Below are 22,087 nucleotides of genomic sequence, written 5' to 3'. Positions count from 1 at the left end.
CCTCCAGCTTAATGATCAGCATCGAGCTTGGCGTCGAGGATCTCGCGGACACCCGGTTCGCCATCTCGCCCATCCACGAGACCGTGCTCAGCCTGCGGGTGTTGCGCGAGCCCGGCCTGTACGCGCTGCACCTGCCATGGCGCCGGGCCGTTCTCGGCAGACTCGACACGCTCGACGTCGACCTGTTGAGGTCCCTGGTCGGGCCGGCCCGCAGCATCCCGGATTTTCTGACGCCCCGACCGACGAAGCTGGCCCCGACCTTCGAGGAGGAACTGGCGGCCGTACGCCGGACGCCGGCGGATCTGGTACGCCGCGACGTGCTGGCGGTGTACCCGCGTGGCCGGCCTCCGGAGATTCTCCGGGAGATCGTCGCGGACGACGACGCGCCCGTCCTCGCGCTCCGCGATGCGATCTGTGACGTTCTGCGGCGGTACTGGGAGGTTGCCATCAAGCCGACCTGGGCACCCATCCGCCTCGTGCTGGAGGCGGACATGACCTACCGTGCCCGGCAACTGGCGGTGGGCGGCGCGCGACTGCTCTTCGCCGACATGCATCCGAACCTGCGCTGGCACGACGGAGTGCTGCACATCGACAAGATGATCGGCCGGCACCGCGTCGTGGCGTCCGGTCGAGGGCTGTTGTTGGTGCCGTCGGTGTTCGCCCACAAACCCGCTCCGCCGGTCAGCGCGACGGACGCACCGATGCTGAGCTACCCCTGCCGTGGTGTGGCGACACTCTGGGCCCCGGCTCCGATCCCCGACGCGAGGGCACTCTCGGCGCTCATCGGCGTGCCACGAGCGCGCCTGCTCGGCATGCTCGAGGAGCCGCTGGCGACGGTGGAGATCGCTCGTCGGCTCACGGTGACGCCCAGTGCCGTGTCCCAGCACCTTCGGGTCCTCCACGGGGCGGCCCTGATCACCCGGGTCCGGGATGGACGGCATGTGTTGTACCGACGCAGCTCGCTCGGCGACCACCTCGTCGGCCCGCAGCCCGCCGGCGCCCCGGCACTGTCGGATTGACATCGTCCCCGCGGTGCGGCAGGTTGAGGCACCCACATCCGACGGTCACGATGGCAGCGGGCCGTAGCCGGTCTGCGACCGCGTCAGGCGGGTGTCGGTTGTGCAGGAGTGGTCGGGCGGGCGGTGCGGGCCAGCAGCGGCGACGCGGTGACCAGCAGACAGGCCACCGCCATGGCCAGCAGTGCCGGGGTGAGGCCCAGCGCGTCCACCGACCAGCCACCGAGCAGCGCACCCACCGGCAGACCGATGAAGGCCAGCGAACCGGAGATGCCGATCACCCGGGTCTGCAACTCCGGCGGCACCCGCTCGTAGAGCGCCACACCGAGCAGCGGATTGACCGCCGCGATGCCGATCCCGGACAGGAATGTCACCACCAGCACCACCGGTAGCTCGTCGCTGATCGCCAGCGCGATCAGTCGGGGCGTGCCGGCGATCGTCGCCCCGACGAGGAAGGTCAGCCGGCCGGGCAGCCGGGGGCCGAGCATGGTGAACAGCACGTTGCCCAGCAGCGCGCCCCCGGAGAACGCCGCCAGCACCAGGCCGAGCCCACTCGGGCCGTGCAACTCCCGGGCCACCCAGACCGGGATGTAGACCGCGACACTGGCGTTGGCCACCATGTTGAGTGCCGACACGACCACCAGCATGGTCAGCAGTGGCCGGTCACGGCCCAGGTAACTGAACCCCGCGCGCAGCGCACGCAGGTAGCTCTCGGGCTGCGCGGGCTGGGCCGGTGCGGCCGGTGCGCGGACCAGGACGCCGATCAGCAGCGCGCAGATCCCGAAGCTCGCCGCGTCGATGAGGATCGCCTGGGTCACCCCGAACCCGGCGATCAGCAGGCCACCCACGGCCGCCCCGAACAGGGTCACCACCCGGCTCAGGCCGTCGTACGCCGAGGTCAGCCGGATCAGCGGCACCCCGGCCGCCTCGGCGACCGGCCGGAACATCACGTGCTTCACCCGGTCACCGATGCCGCGCAGCGCGCCGGCCACCGCCACCAGCGCCACCAGCGTGGTGAAGCCCAACCACGGGGTCAGCGCGACGACCAGCATCACGGCGGCGCTGCCCACGTCGGCCAGGATCGAGGTGCGGCGCAGGCCGATCCGGTCCGCCCACGGCGTGCCCAACGCGCTGGACAGCAGGTACGGCAACGTCTCGGCGAACGCGACCAACCCCATCTTGGTCGGGCTGCCGGTGGTGACCAGCACCAACCACGGAATGGTCACCACCGAGATGCGGCTGCCCAGGTTGGAGATCAGATCCGCGGTGACCAGGACGATCAGTTGCCGGCGGGGGGTCACGCCCCGACCGCCGCCGCTCGGCGGGCCGCGTACTCCTCGCGCAGTGCCCGCTTGTCCACCTTCATCGACCGGTTCACCGGCAGTCGGTCGGTGAACTCCACCTCGGTCGGCGCCCACATCTCGTTGAGCTCGGCGGCGACCAGGTCGATCAGTTCCCGTGCGGTCACCGTCGCGCCCGGCGCTGGCACCACGTACGCGTACGGGACCTCACCGGCCGTCCCGTCCGGCACACCGATCACGGCGGCGGCCCGTACCTGCGGGTGCCCGGCCAGCACGTCCTCGATCGGGCGGCAGTAGATCGGCCAGCTCCGCAACTGCGTGAGAATCTTGTCGTCCGCCCGGTCGACCAGGTAGAGGTAGCCGTCGTCGTCCAGGTGACCGATGTCGCGGGTACGGACCCAGCCGTCGGCCAGCGTCTGCGCGGTCAGCTCCGGCTGGCCGTGGTAGCCGGCGAAGCTCAGCCGGGTCCGCACCCACACCTCGCCGTCGCGGCCCGGCGCCAGCACCGTCCCGTCCTCGTCGCGGATCTCGATCCGGACGTCGCCGTAGGGCCGACCGCAGGAGCGCAACCGCTGCGGGTACGCCGGATCGTCGGTCAACCCCGGCAGCGCCGTGATGATCACGGCTTCGCTGAGGCCGTACACGATGCGGAGCACCGGGCCGAAGCGCGCGATGGCCTGGCGCAGCCGGGCCGGCGCGGCGGGCCCGGCCCCCACGTTGAACATGAACATGGCGGAGAAGTCCGCACCCTCCAGCGCCGGGTGGTCGAGCACCTCGTAGAGCATCGGTGGAGTGACGAACGTCGAGTTGATCCGCTCCCGCTGGACGGTGTCCACGAACGCCACCGGGTCCCAGGCGTCGCGCAGGAACAGCACCCCACCGGTGAACAGGTTGAACAGCGTGGTGATCTGGCCACTGGCCAGCCACATCGGCGAGTGCGACAGGTGCCGCAGCAGCGGGAACCCGGCGGCCCGGAACTCCGCGGCCAGGGTGAGGATCTGGGCGTAGAAGCTCTCCCGGTGGTGCACCAGCTTGGGGCTGCCGGTCGTGCCGCTGGTCTGCAGGAACGACTCCGGCGGCGGCACGACCGCCGGCAGTTCGGCGAGGTCGGTGTCGGCGGCGGTGAGGTCCGGGCCGGCGCCGCCCGCGCCCAGGCAGCACACCGGCGTGCCGGGCAGCGCGGCGGCCAGGGCCGGGCCGAGGCTCGCCGGGTCCCGAGCGTCGTAGACCAGGGCGTCGGGACGGGCCAGCCGGATGAACTCGTCGACCTCGCGGCGGGCGGTGACCGGGGCGACCCACATCGTCCGGCAACCGATCAGGTGCAGGGCGAGCTGGAGCAGGGGACCCTCGACCGCGTTGGCCACGGTCACCAGGACCGCCGCCCCGGGCCGTACGCCCTGTCGGGTCAGCGTCGCGGCCATCGCGCGTACCTGCGCGGCGGCCTCCGTGTACGTGAGCCGGCGGCCCCCGCCGACCAACGCCTCCCGGTCGCCGAACTCGGCGAAGAGGTCCAGCGCCCTGTGCACGTAGGTCGTCGTGTGCCCGGGTCCGACAGTCATGTGACAGCCCCCATCCGATCGGCGACCGCACCGCCGCCGCTTGCGAGCCTAGGCCGGAAGGTGCTGGTCGGAACCCGGCCGAAGGGCGATCCGAGCGGCCCGCCGGACATTTGATCACGTCGATCAGGTTGATTGACGCCCGTGAACGGCTGCGGCTAGGTTTCTCAACCATCGTCCAGGCGGGCGCCGTCAGCGGACGGCCCTGGGCTGCCACACGATGGAGGTTCCATGTCGACCCCGAAGAGATGGCATGTCATCGCCGCCGCGGCCACGCTGCTGGTCACGGGCACACCCGCCGTCGTCGCCAGCGCCGGCCCGACCGGGTCCACCACCAACCGGCACGACCGCTCCGTTTGGGCGGGCAGTTGGGCCACCGCGGTCACCCGCGGCAACTCGGTCGGGCTCACCAACACCGGCCTGAACGACCAGAGCGTCCGGATGGTCGTCCACGTCTCGGTCGGGGGCCCGGCGTTGCGGGTGCGGTTGAGCAACCTGTTCGGCGAGCAGGCGGTCCGGGTGGGCCGGGCCACCGTCGCCCGCCCGAACACCGCCACCGTCGAGGACGTCTCCGACATCGACCCGTTCTCGCTGCGCGCGTTGACCTTCACGGGTGCCGCCTCGGCGACCATGAACCGGGGCGCCGAGCTGCTCAGCGACCCGCTGACCTTCCCCGTCGCGGACGACAGCGACCTGGTGGTCACCCTGCACTTCCCGACCCCGACCGGGCCGACGACCTTCCACGGGCAGTCGCAGCAGGCCAACTTCATCGGTGCGGGCGACCTGACCGGGGCTGCCGACGGCGCCGGGTTCACCATCCGCCCCACCTGCTGCTGGTTCTTCCTGTCCGGCATCGACGTGCAGCGCCGCGCAACCCCGGGCGCGCTGGTCGTGCTCAGCGACTCCATCGGCGACGGCAACGGCAGCACGGTCAACGCCAACCGCCGCTGGCCCGACCTGCTGGCCGACCGGCTGCGGGCGGACCGGCCGGACGCGCGCACCCCGGGTGTGCTCAACCTGAGCCTGGCCGGAAACCGGCTCAACCACGAGGGCACCGAGCCGGGTGACGGCGCCTACCCCGGCTACTACCAGCTCGGCCCGAACGCGGCGGCCCGGCTCAACGAGGACGTCTTCGCCCAGACCGGGGTGCGTACCGTCGTCACGCACCTCGGCATCAACGACATCTGGATGTCCAACGACTCAGCTGACGCGATCATCGCCACCCTGCGGCAGATCAACCAGCAGCTTCAGCAGCGCGGGCTGACCAGCCTGGTGGCCACGCTGACCCCGTACGAGGGGCACGGCGCGCCGGGCGTGTGGACGCCGGAGAAGGAGGCCACCCGGCAGGCGGTGAACGCCTACCTGCGGGGTAGCCGCGAGTTCGACGGGCTGCTCGACTTCGACAAGGTGCTGCGCGATCCGGCACGACCCAGTCAGCTGCTGCCCGCGTACGACTCGGGGGACCACATCCACCCGAACGACGCCGGCAACCAGGCGCTGGCCGACGCCGTGTCGCTGCGGTTGCTCGACCTGTGACACCGGCCGGGGGCGGCGGGTGATCCTCGCCGCCCCCGGTCACCGACATCCTGGGGAGGAGATCGTCGTGGAGGTTCAGGAGTTACTCACCGCCCTGTACAGCGAGGAGGGCCGACAGGATCCGTACCCGTGGTATGCCGGCCTGCACCGGCTCGGTCCGGCCAGCGCGGTGCCGCCCCGCGCCGAGCACCGTACGGTGGCCGCCGTGGCGGTCGGCTACGACCTGATCGACCGGCTGCTGCGCGATCCGGAGTGGACCAAGCAGCCGCCGCCGGGCTGGCAGGACCACGAGATCCTGCGCACCTTCCAGACCTCGATGATGTTCATCAATCCACCCGATCACACCCGGATGCGGCACGTCTTCTCCCACGCCTTCACCCCGCGCCGACTGGGCGCGCTGAAACCGGTGATCCTGCGGGTGGTCGACGAGCTGCTGGACCGGATGGCCGACGCCGGCGGCGGCGTCGTCGACTTCGTGGCCGACTTCGCGTACCCGATTCCGGCCCTGGTGATGGCCGAGTTCATCGGCATCCCGTCGGCGGACCTGGCCTGGTACCGCGAGCAGGTGGAGCGGATCGACGAGTTCCTGGACGTGGCCGGAAAGACTCCGCAGCGGCTGGCCGCGGCCAACACCGCGGCCGAGGAGCTGCGGGTCTTCTATCGAGGGCTGTTGGCACACCGCCGCCGGTCGCCCGGGGAGGACCTGATCACCGGCCTGGTCGAGGCGCTCGACGCGGGTGGGGTGGAGCTGACCGAGGAGGAGCTGATCAGCAACCTGATCGTGCTGTTCAACGCCAGCTTCGTCACCACCGTCTACATGTTCAGCAACGGTCTGCCGCTGCTGCTGGCCCACCCGGAGACGGTCGCCGCGCTGCCCGGTGACGAGGAGCTGACCCGGGGTTGTGTCGACGAGGTGCTGCGACTCGAGAGCCCGGTGCACTTCCTGGCCCGGGCGGCGCCGGTGGACACCGTGCTGGAGGGCGTACCGGTGGCTCGCGACGACAACGTCCTGATCATCATCGGGGCGGCCAACCGGGATCCGGCGCGTTTCCCGGCCCCGGACACCTTCGACCCCACCCGGCCCGGCCCGCCGTCGTTGGCCTTCGGAGTGGGCCTGCACTTCTGCCTCGGCGCGGCCGTGTCCCGGCTGGAGGGCTGCCTCGCCCTGCCCCGGCTGTTCGCGCGGTTCCCCCGGTTGGCGGTCACCGAGTCCCCGACGTACAGCGGCAGCCTCTTCCTGCGCGGCATCGACAAGCTGCTGATCAGCACCGGCGGATAGGAGACCCGCATGGCCCTGCACCCGGAGGTGGCGGCGTACCGGGCGGCCCGCGCCGCGGCCGGCACCCCGCCGCTGTACGCGCAGACCCTGGCCGAGGCGCGCGCCGCGGACCTGGCCGCGATCCGCGCCGGCGGCGGCGCGGTCGAGCCGGTCTTCGGGGTACGCGACGAGCGGATCCCCGGTCCCGCCGGTGAACTGCCGGTGCGGGTGTACCGCCCGGCCGGCCCGGGACCGCTGCCCACCCTGGTGTACTTCTTTGGCGGCGGGTGGACGCTCGGCAGCGTGGACACCGCCGACGGCATCTGCCGGAGGCTGGCCAACGCGGTGCCCTGCCAGGTGGTCACCGTCGGCTACCGGCTCGCCCCGGAGCACCCCTTTCCGGCCGCGGTGCAGGACTGCCATGCGGCCACGAGGTGGATCGCCGAGCACCCCGACCGACTGGACGTGGACCCGGATCGGCTCGCGGTGGGCGGCGACAGCGCCGGCGGTAACCTGGCCGCCGCGGTCGCCCTGCTCTGCCGCGACGAGTCGCCTCGGCTCGCCGGGCAGGTGCTGGTCTACCCCAACACCGACCAGAGCGGGGAGCCGGCCACTCCGACCGACGGCGACGACCCGACGCTGTTCAACCGTCACTCGGTGGCCTGGTACCGCAAGCACTACCTGGCCGACCCGGCGCAGGCCCGCGATCCGCTGGCCTCGCCGCTGCTCGCCGACGACCTGTCCGGCCTGCCGCCGGCGCTGGTGGTCACCGCCGAGTTGGACCCGTTGTGCGCCGAGGGGCAGCGCTACGCCGAGCGGTTGGGTGCCGCTGGTGTGCCCACCGAACTCGCGCACTACCCGGGGATGATCCACGGCTTCTTCGCGATGCCCGGCGCGTTCGCCGACGGCCGACGGGCGCAGGACCGGGCGGCGGCGTTCCTGCGGGAGCGGTTCGGGTCGCCGGGTACGGGGGTGCGCGGTGACTGAGCATCTGCTGACGGACGTGCCGGCGGTGTCGCTCGACGACTACGCCGAGCGGGCCCGGGCGGTGCTGGCGCCGGACGTGTGGGACTACGTCGACGGAGGCAGCGCGGCGGAGGTGACGCTGGCCGCCAACCGGGCGGCGCTGGACCGGGTCGCGGTGCTGCCCCGCGTGCTGCGCGGGGTGGACCGGGTCGACCTGAGCGCACGGCTGGTCGGCCGCCCGTACGCGATGCCGGTCGGGGTGGCGCCGATGGCGTACCAGCGCCTGGTGCATCCCGACGGCGAACTGGGCCTCGCGGCGGCGGCCGGCGCGGCCGGGGTGCCCTACCTGGCCAGCACGCTGGGCAGTACGCCCATCGAGCAGGTCACCGGCGCGGGCGCCGAGGTGTGGTTCCAGCTCTACTGGCTGCGCGAGCGGGCCCTCGTGCGCGACCTGCTGGACCGGGTCGTGGCGGCGGGGTGCCGAGCCCTGGTGGTCACCGTGGACGTCCCGGTGCTCGGCCGGCGTCCCCGGGACCTGCGCAACGCGTTCCGGCTGCCCGCCGACGTGGTCGCCGCGAACCTGCCCGACGGCCGGGACGCCCTGGCGCACGCCGGCGCTCCCGGGGTGTCCGCGATCGCCGCGCACACCGAGGAGGCGTTCGCGCCGGCGCTGCGCTGGGCGGACCTGGCCTGGCTGCGCGAGTACGTCGACCTGCCGCTCGTGGTGAAGGGGGTGCTGGACCCGCGGGACGCGGTCGAGGCGGCGCGCGTCGGCGCGGACGCGGTGGTCGTCTCCAACCATGGTGGCCGACAGTTGGACGGGGCTCCGGCCAGCGTCACCATGGTGCCGGAGGTGGTGAACGCGGTCGGCGACCGCTGCCAGGTGCTGCTGGACAGCGGCATCCGCGGCGGCACCGACGTGCTGCGCGCGCTCGCCCTGGGCGCGGCCGGCGTGCTGGTCGGTCGGCCGCTGCTCTGGGCGCTGGCCGCTGGCGGTCGACCCGCCGCGCAGGACGCGCTGGGGCTGCTCGCCGCGGAGCTGCGCGACGCGCTCACCCTCGCCGGCTGCGCCGACCCGGCGGCCGCCCGCGAGCTGCGTACGGTCGGGGCGGGCTGATCGGTGAGCGCCCTCGAACCGGTCGACCTGAACGTCACCGACCTGCACCCCGCGCTGGGCGATCCGGCGCTGACCTCGATGAACTTTCTCAACGAGGTGTCCGAGCGCTACCCCGCGGCGGTGTCCCTGGCCGCCGGCCGGCCGAACGAGGAGTTCTTCGACCTGGCGGCGGTGCACCGGCACCTGGAGACGTTCCACCGGCACCTGGTCGACGAGCTGGGCCACTCGCCCGAGCAGGCCCGGCGGCTGCTGCTGCAATACGGCCGGACCAAGGGCATCGTGCACCACCTGATCGCCCGCAACCTCGCGGTCGACGAGGGGATCACCGTCGACCCGGAGTCCGTCGTGGTGACCGTCGGGTGCCAGGAGGCGATGTTCCTGGTGCTGCGGGCGCTGCGCGCCGGGCCGGCGGATGTGCTGCTCGCGGTCGCGCCGACGTATGTCGGGCTGACCGGCGCGGCCCGGCTGGTCGATCTGCCGGTGTGGCCGGTGGCCGGCAGTGCGTCCGGAGTGGACCTCGCCGACCTGCGCACGCAGGCCCGCCGGGCCCGGGCCGCGGGGCTGCGGCCCCGCGCCTGCTACCTGATGCCGGACTTCGCCAACCCCTCCGGGGTCAGCATCGCGCCGGCCGACCGTCGGAGGCTGCTGGCGCTGGCCGCCGAGGAGGACCTGCTGCTGCTGGAGGACAACCCGTACGGGCTGTTCCACGTCGAGGAGGGGCCGCGCCCGCCCACCCTGAAGGCCCTGGACACCGAGCGGCGGGTGGTCTACCTGGGCTCGTTCGCCAAGACCGTCCTGCCCGGAGCACGGGTCGGCTACGTGATCGCCGACCAGCGGGTGGCCGGCTCGGACGGTCGGGTCGGCCCGCTCGCGGACCAGCTCGCCATGATCAAGAGCATGGTCACGTTGAACACCTCACCCATCGCGCAGGCGGTGATCGGCGGCCGGCTGCTGGAGCACGGGTGCAGCCTTGTGCCGGCCAACACTCGGGAGCGGGCCACGTACGCCCGGAATCTCCGCCACCTGGTGGCCGGGCTGGCCCGGCGGTTCCCCGACCGACCGGACCGGCCGTCGGCGGTTCGATGGACGGTGCCGGCCGGTGGCTTCTTCGTGGTGGTGACCGTGCCGTTCGGAGTCGACGACGCGCTGCTGGACCGGTCGGCGCGCGACTACGGGGTGCTCTGGACGCCGATGGCGCACTTCTACGACGACAACGCCCCGGTGTGCGCGCTGCGCCTGTCGGTCAGTGCGGTGACGCCGGAGCAGATCGACCTCGGGCTGGACCGGCTGGCGCACCTGATCAGCGACGAGCTGATCAGCTCGCTGGCCTGACACACCGCATTCACCGGATGGCAAAGCGCGACAGCTGCGTTACGTCGTCCTGCGTGGACGGTCATAATGTCCGCATGGTTGCCTGGGAGTACGCCTTGCTCGTCCGCCGCTATCAGGGACAGGGCCGCAATTTTCACGTCTCGTTCCACTGGTACGCCCCGGACGGGTCGCGCACGGACATCACCGCCTTCGGCGATACGGCCATCGCGCACCTGAACCGCGCCGGCCGGGAAGGCTGGGAGTTGGTGTCCGCCGCCGAAGACGTGAACAACGTCCAGGGCAGCACCGAAGTCCACCGCTACCACCTGAAGCGCCCCCTGGTCTAACCCCCGCCCCGCCCCCGCCCCGCCCCGCCCCGCCCCCGCCCCCGCCCGTCCCCGTCCCGGCCCGCCCCCGTCCCGGCCCGCCCCCCACCCCGTCGATCTAGGGGAAATCCTCGCTGATCGATCTTCAACGACAGCGATCCGCCCTAGATCGACGGGCGGGGGCGACGGGCGGAGGGCGACGGGCGGGGGCGATGGGCGGGCGGCGGGGGCGACGGGCGGGGCAGGGCGGGTTGGGGCAGGTCAGGTCAGGTCAGGTCAGGTCAGGTCAGGTCAGGTCAGGTCAGGTCAGGTCAGGTCAGGTCAGGTCAGGTCAGGTCAGGTCAGGTCTACCGTGGGGTAGAGGGGGTGCGGGGCCAGGATGTCGGCGGCCTGGCGGGAGATCTTGTCGGCCTGGGCCGGGTCCAGGACGTACTTGGCCTTGGAGGGAGTGCCGTCGGCGTTGGCGCCGGCGGTGGTCTGCGTGAGCACGGCGTGGATCAGCTCGGCGGTCTGGTCCATCTCGGCGGTGCCCAGCCCCCGGGTGGTCAGCGCCGGGGTGCCGATCCGGATGCCGGACGTGTACCAGGCCCCGTTCGGGTCCTGCGGGACCGAGTTGCGGTTGGTGACGATGCCCGAGTCGAGCAGAGCCTGCTCGGCCTGCCGCCCGGTGAGCCCGTAGCCGGACACGTCGATCAGCACCAGGTGGTTGTCGGTGCCGCCGGTGACCAGCTTCGCGCCCCGGCGCAGCAGCCCCTCCGCGAGGGCCTGCGCGTTGGTCACGATCCGCTGCGCGTAGTCGGCGAAGTCGGGTCTGCGGGCCTCGGCGAGCGCGACCGCCTTGGCGGCCATCACGTGCGGCAGCGGGCCGCCGAGCACCATCGGGCAACCCCGGTCGACCTGGTCGGCGAGCTCCGGCTGGCAGAGCACCATGCCACCACGTGGCCCGCGCAGCGACTTGTGGGTCGTGGTGGTGACGATGTGCGCGTGCGGCACCGGGTCGAAGTCGCCGGTGAACACCTTGCCGGCCACCAGGCCGGCGAAGTGCGCCATGTCGACCATGAAGGTGGCGCCGACCGAGTCGGCGATCTCGCGCAGGATCCGGAAGTTCACCTTCCGGGGGTACGCCGAGTAGCCGCCCACCAGGATCAGCGGCTTGAACTCGCGGGCGGCCTCGGCCAGCCGGTCGTAGTCGATCAGGCCGGTCGCCGGGTCGGTGCCGTAGCTGCGCTGGTCGAACATCTTGCCGGAGATGTTCGGCCGGAAGCCGTGGGTCAGGTGACCGCCGGCGTCCAACGACATGCCGAGCATCCGCTGGTTGCCCAGCTCGCGGCGCAGCGCGAACCAGTCCGCCTCGGTGAGATCGTTGACCTGACGGACCTGCGCCTTCTTCAGCGCGGGGGATTCCACCCGGTCGGCCAGGACCGCCCAGAACGCGACCAGGTTGGCGTCGATGCCGGAGTGCGGCTGCACGTACGCGTGCGCGGCGCCGAACAGCTCCCGGGCGTGCTCGGCGGCGAGCGCCTCGACGGTGTCGACGTTCTGGCAGCCGGCGTAGAAGCGGCGCCCGACCGTGCCTTCGGCGTACTTGTCGCTGAACCAGTTGCCCATGGCCAGCAGGGTCGCCGGGGAGGCGTAGTTCTCGCTGGCGATGAGCTTGAGCGACTCACGCTGGTCGGTCAGCTCGGCGCCGATGGCGTCGGCCACCCGCGGCTCGACGGCTCGGATCACCTCAAGGGCGCTCCGGAAGGCGGTGGACTCGGCGTTTCGCGACATGCGACCTCCTACAGACGTGCGGAAGGCCCAGGCGCTCGGCAACAACGTCCTCGTGACGGGACCGCTCCCCGATGGTTCTCCATCTCCATGCGCCAGTAACGGCCCGCGCTGATCCTACCGGGCCGACCCGGCCGTGCCCGGCCCGACCTCGGGACACGACCCGCCGAGGTGGTCTGGCGGTCCGTGACCGGGCATGCCGAAGGGGCCCGGCGTGGTGCCGGGCCCCTCGTTGTACGCGCGTTCAGGCGGTCACCGCATCGACCGCTTTCTTGATCGCTTTGGGTTCGGTGGGGGTACGCGGCGCGTCCGGGCGCAGCGCGATCATCTTCTCCCCGATCTCCTGGAGCTGCTTGCGGCCCAGCGCCTCGCGCACCTTGGGGAACCACTCCTGCTCCTCCTCCTCGACGTGGTGCGTGACGTTCTCGATCAGCACCGTGGTCTTGGCGGTGAAGCGCTCGTCGTGGGCGTCCATGCTGGCCAGCTCGAAACAGAGCATGTCAGCCACGTGGTGCTCCTCGTACGACTCGAGGATGTCGTCCTCCAGGTCGGGCAGTAGCCGGCGGACCTCCGGGTACATCACCTCGTTCTCGAGGTAGGTGTGCACGGTCAGGGCCTCCAGGATCTGTCCCACCAGCTTCTGGCGCTGGCTCGCCGGCCCCTCCTCGGCGTCCTGGAAGGCCTTGAACAGGCGGCGCATCTCTTTGTGGTCCTCTTTGAGCAGGACGATGGCATCGGTGGACACCGGCATGACCTCCCTGGATCTCGTCTGGTGTCGATCCGGTACCCCGGCTCCGAACTGCGCAAACGGGATGAATTTAGACGGTGGCCAGGGTGCGGGGGATCTCGTCGAGCAGTTCCCGGGCCAGGAAACCGATCCGGCCGTAGCGGGGGATCAGCCGCTGGCCGCTCACCGCATGGGCGAACGCCGCCCAGCAGGCGGCCTGCACCGGCTCCGCGCCCCGGGAGAGCAGCCCGGCCAGCAAGCCGGCGAGCACGTCCCCGCTGCCGGAGGTGCCCAGCCCGGCATCACCGCTCTCCTCCCGCCACCCCCGCCCGTCCGGTGCGGCCACGTGGCCGTAGAGCGAGACGACCGCCTCGTACCGGCCAGCCAGCTCGGCGGCCTCGGCGTCCAGGTCGTCGCCCGGGTCCCGGCCGAGCAGGTGACCGGCCTCGGTGATGTTGGGGGTCAGCACCACCGGCCGACCCGTGCCGGCCAGCAGCCCCGGCTCGTGGCTGAGCGCGCCGAGGGCGTACGCGTCGAGCACCACCGGGGTGCGTGGCCCCGCCGCGTCCAGCACGAGGTGCAGCAGATCGCGGGTCTCGTCGATACCGGTCAACCCGGGACCGAGGGTCACCACGTCGGCCTGCCCAGCCAACTCGCCGAGCTGGCCAGCCCGGTCGGCGGCGACCGTGCCGGCCGACGTCTCCGGCAACCCGATCACCAGCGCCTCGGGCACCTGGATGCTCAGTGCGGCCGCGGTGGACTCGGCGGCAGCGAGCTGGAGCACCCCCGCGCCGGCGCGCAGCGCGGCCACCCCGGCGAGCAGCACCGCGCCGGGTGTGAAACGGGAACCGCCGACCACGAGTACGGTGCCCCGGCTCTCCTTGCCGCCGACCGGCACGGGCAGCGCCCAGTCGCGCAACAGCCCCGGCGTGATCACTCGCACCTCAGACCGGTTCGGCATGAATCTCGTCCTCCTTCGTCGGCTGGGCGCCCTGCCGGTGCAGGTGGCCGACCTCGTTGAACCCACCCAGTGTCAGCCGGCCCCGCGCGTCGGCGGACCAGTCGGTGACCGAGCAGTTGGCGATCACGTGCTCCTGGGTGAGTGCCATCAGCTCCTGCTCTGTCAGCCCCTCCACGAGATAGCGCAGCAGGAAGACCAGCGCGTCGTGGCCGAACAGCAGTACCCGCTCACCGGCGTGGTCGCGGCGCAGGTCGCCGAGGAGCGTCCGCAGCCGCAGCGCCACGTCGGTCCAGGACTCCCCGCCCGGTGGCCGGTAGTAGAACTTGCCCAGCCGGGCCCGGCGTTCGGCCTCGTCCGGGAACCGCCGACGGACGCCGTGGCCGGTCAGGCCGTCGAGGATGCCCAGCTCCCGGTCGCGCAGGCGCTCGTCCCGGCTCACCGGAACTCCGTTGCCGTGCAGCGCCAGCTCGGCGGTGCGCACCGCCCGCAGGTACGGCGAGACCACCGCCACGTCCGGGCGCCGGCCCGCGGGCAGTTCGGCCAGCCAGCGGCCGGTGGCCCGGGCCTGCTCCTCGCCGGTCGGGGAGAGTGGTACGTCCGCGTCCCGGTGGGTGACTCCGATCAGGTCCACGCCCGACGACTCGGCCTGCGTCGCCGCCACGTTCGCCGTGCTCTCGCCGTGTCGAATGATCCACAAGGTTGCCAGTTGGGCCTGGCGCCACCCTTACCGGGCCCGAGCATCCGGTAATCGGGCCCCCGCCGACGTGGTGAACGTCGTCGGTTTCGGGACAGCGCCAGGACACCTCGATGGGGAACAATGTCCGTCCGGGGCGGCCGGGCCCCCGAGACAAGGGGTGTGGTCGAGGGTGACGGTCGTCCGAGGTCTGCGGGAAGCGCTGATGTTGTTCGTGATCGCCGCGGTGGTGGTCGCGGTCGCGGCCGGGGTCTGGGTCGCGGTGGCCGGCGGCGACTACGTCGTCCGACTGGGGATGGCGCTGATGGTGGTGGGCGCGCTGCTCGGGGTGACCGGCGACCTGACGCTGAGCCGGATCGGCATGATGGGCCCCCGCGCCACCTTCGGGGTCGCTCCGGAACGCGAGGAGGCCGGCGGCGGACGGGTGCTCACCGGTGTCGGGATCTTCCTCTTCGTCGGGCTGCCACTGATCGTGGTCGGTGCCCTGCTGATCACCTGACCGCCGCGTACCCTCGGGGCGTGGCCACGGCGGCGGAGGAGATCCAGGTGGGGGAGCGGCTGGTCCGCGTCTCCAGCCCCGACAAGCCCTACTTTCCGGAGCGCGGGCTGACCAAGCTCGACGTGGTCAACTACTTCCTGTCGGTCGGTGACGGGATCCTGCGCGCGCTGCGGGATCGGCCGACGATGCTGGAGCGCTGGCCGCGCGGTGTGTTCGAGGGCGCGACGATCGCCACCCGGCAGACCAACCGGGGCGATGCCTTCTACCAGAAGCGACTGCCGGCGGGCGCGCCCGACTGGGTGCGCACCGCGCACATCACCTTCCCGAGCGGTCGTACCGCCGACGAGGTCGCGCCGAGCGAGCTGGCCGTGGTGATCTGGGCGGCCAACCTGGGCACCCTGCGCTTCCACCCGTGGCCGGTCAGCTCCGCCGACGTGGAGCGCCCCGACCAGCTGCGCATCGACCTCGACCCGATGCCGGGCGTCGGTTTCGAGCAGGTGGTGCCGGTGGCCCGGGAGGTGCGGGCGTTCCTCGCCGAGCTGGGCATGACCGGCTATCCGAAGACGACCGGCGGTCGGGGCCTGCACGTGTACGTGTCGATCGAGCCGCGGTGGAGCTTCGGCGACTGCCGCCGGGCGGTGCTCGCGCTGGGCCGGGAGATGCAGCGCCGTCTGCCGGAGCTGGTCACCACCACCTGGTGGCGCGAGCAGCGGGACCGGCCGGTCTTCGTCGACTACAACCAGATGTCCCGCGACCACACGATGGCCTCGGCGTACTCGATCCGCCCGACGCCGCGGGCACTGGTGTCGGCGCCGCTCGACTGGGCCGAGCTGGACGACGCCCGGCCGGAGGACTTCGACGTGCTGTCCCTGCCGGCCCGGTTCGCCGAGCGGGGCGACCCGCACGCCGGCCTGGACGGCGACCGGCACTCGCTGGAGCCGCTGTTGGAGCTGGCCGATCGGGAGGCGCTGGAGGCTCCGCCCGAGCGCTGAGCGGCCCCGCCCGTCACGCCCAGGGGCTGCCAGCCCCGTCGAACTCCTCGAAGACCAGCCAGGTGCGGGTGGACAGCACCCCCGGAATGCTCTGCACCCGGCCCAGCACCACATCCCGCAGCGCGGCGTTGTCCGGTGCCCGGACCAGCGCGAGCACGTCGTGGTCACCGCCCAGCAGCGCGGCGTGCTCGATGTAGCGCACCCGGGCCAGCTCGGCGGAGACCTCCCGCCAGGTGTTCTGCTCGATGGTCAGGGCGACGTACGCCGAGGTGCCCAGCCCGGCCGCCTCCGGCGCCACCTGGGCCCGGAAGCCGGTGACCACGCCGTCGCGCAGCAACCGCTCCACCCGGGCGTACGCGTTGGTGCGGGAGATGTGGATCCGCTCCGCCAGGGTGCGTACCGACGTCCGCCCGTCGCGGACCAGCTCGTCGAGGATCCGTCGGTCCACCTCGTCCAGGGCGCGGGCCGATCGTCCCGTCCCGGTCGCCCGACCTGGCCCGTCTGCGGCCTCCTGGCTCACCGACGCGTCCTCCGCATGCCAACCGTCCCGCCTTGCGCGTGAATCTTGAGTCAATCATCCGACAGGAGAAGCATAGGCCCACCACACGTCCCAGGAGGTTCCGCCGTGACCACGACACCCCAGGCGGTCCGCAGGGCATCCCCGCGCACCCGCCGGGCGGCCACCCCGCCCGACCCGGCGCGCCCGCTGCTGCCGGACTCCGCGCCGGTCCGCCTGCTCGATGAGAGCGGCACGCTGCTGGCCGCCCGTACCGACTATCCGGAGCCGCCCCTCGAGGCGTTGCACGAGATGTACCGCCGGATGGTGCTCGGCCGCCGGTTCGACACCCAGGCGACGGCACTGACCAAGCAGGGTCGACTGGCCGTCTATCCGTCCTCCCGAGGCCAGGAGGCGTGCCAGGTCGGCGCGGTGCTCGCGGTCCGGGACACCGACTGGGTCTTCCCCACCTACCGCGAATCGATGGCGCTGGTTGCCCGAGGCATCGACCCGGTCGAGGTGCTCACCCTGCTGCGCGGCGACTGGCACTGTGGCTACGACCCGACCGCCGTGCACACCGCACCCCAGTGCACCCCGCTCGCCACCCAGTGCGTGCACGCCGCCGGGCTGGCTTACGGCGAGGCGTACCAGGGTCGCGACACCGTGGCGCTGGCCTTCATCGGCGACGGCGCGACCAGCGAGGGTGACTTCCACGAGGGGATCAACTTCGCCGCCGTGTTCAAGGCGCCGGTGGTCTACTTCGTGCAGAACAACAAGTACGCGATCAGCGTCCCGCTGTCCCGGCAGACCGCCGCGCCGTCGCTCGCGTACAAGGGCGTCGGCTACGGGGTGCCCAGCGAGCAGGTCGACGGCAACGACCCGGTGGCGGTGCTCGCCGTGCTGACCCGCGCGGTCGCGCACGCCCGGGCCGGCAAGGGGCCGTACCTGGTCGAGGCGCACACCTACCGGATGGAGCCGCACACCAACGCCGACGACGCCAGCCGCTACCGCGACGGCGCCGAGGTCGACGCGTGGCGTGACCGGGACCCGGTCGCCCGGCTGGAGACCTATTTGCGGGCCCGGGGCGTGCTCGACGATGCCAAGATCGCCGCGATCGCCGCCGAGGCCGAGGCGTCCGCGGCGGAGCTGCGGACCCGGATGAACGACCAGCCGACGGTCGATCCGCTGAGCCTCTTCGAGCACGTGTACGCCGAACCCACCCCGCAGTTGGTCGAGCAGCGCGAGCAGGTCCGCGCCGAGCTGGCCGCCGCCGACGAGGAAGGTGGGCACTGATGGCCACCACCATGGCGAAGGCGCTCAACGCCGCGCTCGCCGACGCCCTGGCCGCCGACGACCGGGTGGTCGTCTTCGGTGAGGACGTCGGTCAGCTCGGCGGCGTCTTCCGGATCACCGACGGCCTGCAGGCCCGCTTCGGTGACAAGCGGTGCTTCGACACCCCGCTCGCCGAGGCCGGCATCGTCGGGTTCGCCGTGGGTCTGGCCATGTCCGGGCTGCGGCCGGTGGTCGAGATGCAGTTCGACGCGTTCGCGTACCCGGCGTTCGAGCAGATCGCCTCACACGTCGCCAAGCTGCGCAACCGGACCCGGGGCGCGCTGAGCGTGCCGATCGTCATCCGGGTGCCGTACGCCGGTGGGATCGGCGGGGTGGAGCACCACTGCGACTCCTCCGAGGCGTACTACGCGCACACCCCCGGCCTGAAGGTGGTCACCCCGGCGACCGTCGAGGACGCGTACTCGCTGCTGCGGGAGGCGATCGACGACCCCGACCCGGTGGTCTTCATGGAGCCCAAGAAGCTCTACTTCGGCAGCGCCGACGCGGAGCTGCCGACGCGTACCGAGCCGTTCGGCCGGGCCGTCGTGCGTCGGCCCGGCACCGACGCCACGCTGGTGGCGTACGGGCCCGCGGTGCCGGTCGCGCTCGAGGCCGCCGAGGCCGCCCGCGAGGAGGGCTGGGACCTGGAGGTGGTGGACGTCCGCACCATCGTGCCGTTCGACGATGCCACCATCACCGCCTCGGTCCGTCGTACCGGCCGGTGCGTGGTGATCCAGGAGGCGCCCGGTTTCGCGGGTGTCGGCGCGGAGATCGCCGCCCGCGTGCAGGAGCGCTGCTTCCACGCCCTGCACGCCCCGGTGCTGCGGGTGGCCGGGCTGGACATCCCGTACCCGGCGCCGATGCTGGAGCACACCCATCTGCCCGGGGTTGACCGGGTGCTCGACGCGGTGGCCCGGCTCCAGTGGGACGACCAGCCGGACCAGCGCTGGCTGGCGCAGGGCAGCGCGGCATGACCACCGTCGAGCGGACGCAGGTCTTCCTCCTGCCGGACCTGGGCGAGGGGCTGAGCGAGGCCGAGATCGTCGAGTGGCGGGTCGCCGTGGGCGATGTGGTGACGGTCGACCAGAGCGTGGTCGAGGTGGAGACCGCCAAGGCCGTCGTCGACGTGCCCTGCCCGTACGCCGGCCGGGTGGTCACCCTGCACGGCGCGGCCGGCGAGGTCCGCCCGGTCGGCCAGCCGTTGATCACCATCGCGCCGTTGGACGGCGGCGACGAGCCGGCCGGGCACGCCACCTACCGCGAGGAGGAGCGGGCCGGCTCCGGCAACGTGCTGATCGGGTACGGCACCGGGCACGGCGGCGCCACCCGCCGTCGGCGCCGCCCCCGTCTCGCGCTGGCCCCCGAGCCGACCGACGTCACCCCGACCGGCGTCTCCACCCCGACCGGCGGGACCACCCCGGTCGGCGTCTCCGGCCCGGCCGGCGGCGGTGCTCCGGTCGCCGCGTCGGCTCGTCCGACGTCGGCGGCGGCCGCCCTGGTCATCTCGCCGATCGTTCGGCGGCTGGCCCGGGAGCGTGGGCTGGACCTGACCTCGCTACGCGGCACCGGCCCCGGCGGCGTCATCCGCCGCGCCGACGTGGAGGCGGCCCTGGCGGTACCCGCCACTCGGCTCGCCGCCGTGCCGGTCCCGCAGGTCGCGTCGGGTCCCGACGAAGACGGCGACACGATCATCCCGCTCACCGGTGTCCGCAAGGCGATCGCGGACAAGCTCTCCCGCAGCCGGCGGGAGATCCCCGAGGTGACCATCTGGGTCGACGTGGACGCCACCGGTCTGCTGGACACCCGTGCGGCGATCAACGCGGCGACGCCGGACGCGCCGGTGAGCATCCTGGCCCTGCTGGCCCGGATCTGCCTCTCCGGGTTGCGCAGGTTCCCCCAGCTCAACGCCCGGGTCGACACCGAGGGGCAGCGGATCGTCCAGTCCGCCGGGGTGCACCTGGGCATCGCCGCGCAGACCGACCGGGGCCTGCTGGTGCCGGTGCTGCGCGACGCCCAGCGGCTCACCACCGCCGAGCTGGCCGCCGAACTGGCGACCACCACCGCTGCGGCACGGGCGGGCACCCTGCCACCGGCCCGGCTGACCGGGGGCACCTTCACCCTGAACAACTACGGGGTGTTCGGCGTGGACGGCTCCACGCCGATCATCAACCACCCGGAGGCGGCGCTGCTCGGGGTGGGCCGGATCGTGGACAAGCCGTGGGTGGTCGACGGCCAGCTCGCCGTCCGCAAGGTGACCCAGCTCAGCCTCACCTTCGACCACCGGGTCTGCGACGGCGGGGTGGCCGGTGGCTTCCTGCGGCACGTCGCCGACTGCGTGGAACGGCCGGCGCTGCTGATCGCCGCCGTCTGACGCGGCGTACCCCCGGCCCCGGCGCTGCCCCGTGCGGCGCCGGGGCCGGCGCGCGCACCCGGGGTTTCCCGGACCGGTACGCGGGAAGTCGCCCCCGTGTTGTACGAGGTGCTTCCCAACCACGTCCGCGAGCGACGACCAGCCCTGGCCGGCGCGCCGTTCTACTGCAACGCGCTGGAGTACGGCCTGACCGGCGACGGCGCGACCAACGACCAGCCGGCGCTGGCCGCCCTGGTGGACCGGCTCGGTGCCGCCTACCTCGCGGACGGCCGGGCCCGGGTCATCTACTGCCCACCGGGCATCTACTCGATCCGCGACGCCGGCACGGTGTGGCGCAGCGGCGTCTCACTGATCGGGGCCGGGTCGGCCGCGACCCGCTTCCTGCTCAGCAACGAGGGCGACCGCTCCGCTCCGACCCCGCTGGCGTTCTGGACCACGCTCCAGCACGGCGCCGACCGCGCCCGGCACATCGCCGACTGCACCTTCGCCGACTTCGAGATCGACGGCTCCGGTGTGGCGATGGCCGAGTACAACTACCTGGCCAAGGGCCTCGGCCTCCAGTACGTGGTCCGGGGCGTGTTCCGCAACCTCTACATCCACCACACCGCGGCCACCGGGCTGGGCTGCGACTTCCTCCAGGACAGCCTGATCGACGGCGTGGTGGTGGTCGGCTGCGGTCGCCTGGACAACGGCGAGCAGATCGGCGGCGCCGGGATCGGCGTGGGTATCGGCGGCTGGGGCGCGGTGGAGCGGTTGACCATCGCCAACTGCACCACCCTGGCCAACGGCACCAACGGGATCTTCCTCGAGCTGCAGAAGGACTACTGGGCTCCGCCGCGCGGCTACCGGATCATCGGCTGCCACAGCCAGGGGAACCGGTTCGGCATCTCGGACTGGGGCGCGGACGGGTTGATCGTCTCCGCCTGCACCATGACCGGCAACCTGGAGACCGGCTTCGACGTCTCCGCGCGCGGCACCTCCGGCGTGGCCGGCACCGGTGGGCTGCTCACCGACTGCGTGATCGACGACAACATCCGCGACGGCGTCAGCCTGGGCAACACCGCGGGCCCGTACACCGTCCGAGGCAACCGGATCAGCGGGAACGGTCAGCACGGCTACCACTCGCACGACCTCGGGCGCGGCTACCAGGGCCCGATCCGGGACATCGTGATCGAGAGCAACGAGTTCTGGGGCAACGGGCTGGACGCCATCCGCATCGACCATCCGATGATCGACGCCGTGGTGCTGAACAACCGGATCCGCAACAACGGCCGGCAGTACGCGCAGGCCGCCGGCGGTGTCGGCGAGACCGTCCGCTACAACGAGCGGTCCCTGGTGGACCGGGGGGCGAACTGGGCACACGACGGGCACCGGGGCAAGGTCCTGCGGGTGGGCAAGGCGGTCGCCATGGTCGCCTCGAACAGCGGCGACGAACTCACCCTCGCCCCCGTCCGTCCCGACGCGCTGACCGCGTGGAGCGGGCATGTCCCGCCGCCGGGCTACCGGTACGAGCTGTCGGCCGCCCCTGAACGACGGGCCGGGATCGCCATCGCCGCGGCGTTCGACTCGGCCACCATCCGGGGCAACCGGATCTGGGACAACCACGACACCCCGACCCAGACCCACGGGCTGTGGATCACCGAGCGGGGCAGCTGCGTGGACTGCCGGGTCGAGTCGAACGACCTCGCCGGCAACGCTGACGACGGGATGCGGCTGGACACCCCGCCGGTGGGTGGACGCTGGCGCGACAACCACGACGACAGCGCCTGGGGCTGAACGGCAGACGGGTGGACGGCAGCCGGCGGGGGGGGTGGGGGGTTCTTCGCCCGCCGCCCCCGGCGGGTGGGGGGCCGGCCCG

Annotated in this window: 20 protein-coding genes and 1 riboswitch; of the genes, 13 read left to right on the top strand and 7 right to left on the bottom strand. The window is 72.6% G+C overall.

What is annotated here, in order from left to right; translation table 11 throughout:
• The first annotated feature begins 11 nt into the window (after positions 1 to 11).
• The gene (locus tag V6V47_RS11180; RefSeq protein ID WP_334628039.1) at positions 12 to 1,019 is read left to right on the top strand and encodes an ArsR/SmtB family transcription factor; all 1,008 of its coding nucleotides are present in this window, start codon (positions 12 to 14) and stop codon (positions 1,017 to 1,019) included.
• Between the two features lie 83 nt (positions 1,020 to 1,102).
• Here the strand turns inward: V6V47_RS11180 and V6V47_RS11175 are convergent, their stop codons facing one another.
• Positions 1,103 to 2,317, bottom strand: coding sequence for an MFS transporter (locus tag V6V47_RS11175; RefSeq protein ID WP_334628038.1), 1,215 nt, complete (start codon positions 2,315 to 2,317; stop codon positions 1,103 to 1,105).
• A complete protein-coding gene (locus V6V47_RS11170; RefSeq protein ID WP_334628037.1) occupies positions 2,314 to 3,876 on the bottom strand; it encodes a class I adenylate-forming enzyme family protein in 1,563 nt (520 codons plus the stop codon). The genes V6V47_RS11175 and V6V47_RS11170 overlap by 4 nt, the downstream gene beginning before the upstream one ends.
• Before the next feature lie 255 nt (positions 3,877 to 4,131).
• Here V6V47_RS11170 and V6V47_RS11165 point away from each other — a divergent pair, with 255 nt between their 5' ends.
• The 6 genes from V6V47_RS11165 (at position 4,132) to V6V47_RS11140 (ending at position 10,408) form a co-directional block, all read left to right on the top strand.
• Entirely contained in the window at positions 4,132 to 5,409 is a 1,278-nt protein-coding gene (locus V6V47_RS11165; protein ID WP_334628177.1) for an SGNH/GDSL hydrolase family protein, read from the top strand.
• Positions 5,410 to 5,476: 67 nt separating this feature from the next.
• Positions 5,477 to 6,688, top strand: a complete 1,212-nt coding sequence (locus tag V6V47_RS11160; RefSeq protein WP_334628036.1) for a cytochrome P450 — start codon at positions 5,477 to 5,479, stop codon at positions 6,686 to 6,688.
• Positions 6,689 to 6,697: 9 nt separating this feature from the next.
• Complete coding sequence (locus V6V47_RS11155; RefSeq protein ID WP_334628035.1) at positions 6,698 to 7,654, top strand: alpha/beta hydrolase; 957 nt, start codon at positions 6,698 to 6,700, stop codon at positions 7,652 to 7,654.
• Entirely contained in the window at positions 7,647 to 8,750 is a 1,104-nt protein-coding gene (locus V6V47_RS11150) for an alpha-hydroxy acid oxidase (protein WP_334628034.1), read from the top strand. The genes V6V47_RS11155 and V6V47_RS11150 overlap by 8 nt, the downstream gene beginning before the upstream one ends.
• Before the next feature lie 3 nt (positions 8,751 to 8,753).
• A complete protein-coding gene (locus tag V6V47_RS11145) occupies positions 8,754 to 10,082 on the top strand; it encodes an aminotransferase-like domain-containing protein (RefSeq protein WP_442934213.1) in 1,329 nt (442 codons plus the stop codon).
• Between the two features lie 74 nt (positions 10,083 to 10,156).
• Positions 10,157 to 10,408: a hypothetical protein gene (locus tag V6V47_RS11140; RefSeq protein ID WP_334628033.1), complete on the top strand. Its 252-nt coding sequence runs from the start codon at positions 10,157 to 10,159 to the stop codon at positions 10,406 to 10,408.
• A 315-nt stretch (positions 10,409 to 10,723) separates the two neighbouring features.
• Here V6V47_RS11140 and V6V47_RS11135 read toward each other — a convergent pair whose 3' ends face one another.
• The 4 genes from V6V47_RS11135 to V6V47_RS11120 form a co-directional block, all read right to left on the bottom strand.
• Positions 10,724 to 12,160 carry a glycine hydroxymethyltransferase gene (locus V6V47_RS11135; protein ID WP_334628032.1) on the bottom strand — a complete coding sequence of 479 codons (1,437 nt, stop codon included), beginning with the start codon at positions 12,158 to 12,160 and terminating at the stop codon, positions 10,724 to 10,726.
• Positions 12,161 to 12,178: 18 nt separating this feature from the next.
• A riboswitch (ZMP/ZTP riboswitch) is annotated at positions 12,179 to 12,270 on the bottom strand.
• 131 nt (positions 12,271 to 12,401) lie between these two features.
• Positions 12,402 to 12,902, bottom strand: a complete 501-nt coding sequence (locus tag V6V47_RS11130; RefSeq protein WP_334628031.1) for a hemerythrin domain-containing protein — start codon at positions 12,900 to 12,902, stop codon at positions 12,402 to 12,404.
• 73 nt (positions 12,903 to 12,975) lie between these two features.
• Complete coding sequence (locus V6V47_RS11125; RefSeq protein WP_334628030.1) at positions 12,976 to 13,845, bottom strand: NAD(P)H-hydrate dehydratase; 870 nt, start codon at positions 13,843 to 13,845, stop codon at positions 12,976 to 12,978.
• Positions 13,829 to 14,542 carry a histidine phosphatase family protein gene (locus tag V6V47_RS11120; RefSeq protein WP_334628029.1) on the bottom strand — a complete coding sequence of 238 codons (714 nt, stop codon included), beginning with the start codon at positions 14,540 to 14,542 and terminating at the stop codon, positions 13,829 to 13,831. Before V6V47_RS11120 ends, V6V47_RS11125 begins: the two co-directional genes overlap by 17 nt.
• Before the next feature lie 169 nt (positions 14,543 to 14,711).
• Here V6V47_RS11120 and V6V47_RS11115 point away from each other — a divergent pair, with 169 nt between their 5' ends.
• Positions 14,712 to 15,038 carry a hypothetical protein gene (locus tag V6V47_RS11115; protein ID WP_334628028.1) on the top strand — a complete coding sequence of 109 codons (327 nt, stop codon included), beginning with the start codon at positions 14,712 to 14,714 and terminating at the stop codon, positions 15,036 to 15,038.
• A 20-nt stretch (positions 15,039 to 15,058) separates the two neighbouring features.
• On the top strand, positions 15,059 to 16,030 hold the full coding sequence (locus V6V47_RS11110) for a DNA polymerase domain-containing protein (protein ID WP_334628027.1): 972 nt from the start codon (positions 15,059 to 15,061) through the stop codon (positions 16,028 to 16,030).
• Between the two features lie 13 nt (positions 16,031 to 16,043).
• Here V6V47_RS11110 and V6V47_RS11105 read toward each other — a convergent pair whose 3' ends face one another.
• Positions 16,044 to 16,550 (bottom strand): Lrp/AsnC family transcriptional regulator, encoded by a 507-nt coding sequence (locus V6V47_RS11105; protein WP_442934212.1) that lies wholly within the window; start codon positions 16,548 to 16,550, stop codon positions 16,044 to 16,046.
• A gap of 105 nt (positions 16,551 to 16,655) precedes the next feature.
• On the opposite strand from V6V47_RS11105, the gene pdhA reads away from it, so the two are divergent.
• The 4 genes from pdhA to V6V47_RS11085 all read left to right on the top strand — a co-directional run bounded on the left by pdhA (position 16,656) and on the right by V6V47_RS11085 (position 22,005).
• Positions 16,656 to 17,819, top strand: a complete 1,164-nt coding sequence (gene pdhA / locus V6V47_RS11100) for a pyruvate dehydrogenase (acetyl-transferring) E1 component subunit alpha (RefSeq protein ID WP_334628026.1) — start codon at positions 16,656 to 16,658, stop codon at positions 17,817 to 17,819.
• Positions 17,816 to 18,832 carry an alpha-ketoacid dehydrogenase subunit beta gene (locus V6V47_RS11095; RefSeq protein WP_334628175.1) on the top strand — a complete coding sequence of 339 codons (1,017 nt, stop codon included), beginning with the start codon at positions 17,816 to 17,818 and terminating at the stop codon, positions 18,830 to 18,832. Before pdhA ends, V6V47_RS11095 begins: the two co-directional genes overlap by 4 nt.
• Positions 18,829 to 20,229, top strand: coding sequence for a dihydrolipoamide acetyltransferase family protein (locus V6V47_RS11090; RefSeq protein ID WP_334628025.1), 1,401 nt, complete (start codon positions 18,829 to 18,831; stop codon positions 20,227 to 20,229). Before V6V47_RS11095 ends, V6V47_RS11090 begins: the two co-directional genes overlap by 4 nt.
• 96 nt (positions 20,230 to 20,325) lie before the next feature.
• Positions 20,326 to 22,005 carry a right-handed parallel beta-helix repeat-containing protein gene (locus tag V6V47_RS11085; protein ID WP_334628024.1) on the top strand — a complete coding sequence of 560 codons (1,680 nt, stop codon included), beginning with the start codon at positions 20,326 to 20,328 and terminating at the stop codon, positions 22,003 to 22,005.
• Positions 22,006 to 22,087: the final 82 nt, after the last annotated feature.

The sequence above is a fragment of the Micromonospora sp. CPCC 205539 genome, assembly GCF_036906815.1.
In the GTDB taxonomy this organism is placed as follows: domain Bacteria; phylum Actinomycetota; class Actinomycetes; order Mycobacteriales; family Micromonosporaceae; genus Micromonospora.
The sequence above is the reverse complement of the archived record's forward strand: the minus strand, read 5'-3'. Positions and strand labels throughout refer to the sequence as shown.

What these genes read in the sequence shown, in the direction of transcription:
- V6V47_RS11170 (WP_334628037.1), bottom strand. Translation starts at nt 3,876, where the DNA reads ATGACTGTCGGACCCGGGCACACGACGACCTACGTGCACAGGGCGCTG.
- V6V47_RS11155 (WP_334628035.1), top strand. Translation starts at nt 6,698, where the DNA reads ATGGCCCTGCACCCGGAGGTGGCGGCGTACCGGGCGGCCCGCGCCGCG.
- V6V47_RS11135 (WP_334628032.1), bottom strand. Translation starts at nt 12,160, where the DNA reads ATGTCGCGAAACGCCGAGTCCACCGCCTTCCGGAGCGCCCTTGAGGTG.
- V6V47_RS11125 (WP_334628030.1), bottom strand. Translation starts at nt 13,845, where the DNA reads ATGCCGAACCGGTCTGAGGTGCGAGTGATCACGCCGGGGCTGTTGCGC.
- V6V47_RS11140 (WP_334628033.1), top strand. Translation starts at nt 10,157, where the DNA reads ATGGTTGCCTGGGAGTACGCCTTGCTCGTCCGCCGCTATCAGGGACAG.
- V6V47_RS11180 (WP_334628039.1), top strand. Translation starts at nt 12, where the DNA reads ATGATCAGCATCGAGCTTGGCGTCGAGGATCTCGCGGACACCCGGTTC.
- V6V47_RS11090 (WP_334628025.1), top strand. Translation starts at nt 18,829, where the DNA reads ATGACCACCGTCGAGCGGACGCAGGTCTTCCTCCTGCCGGACCTGGGC.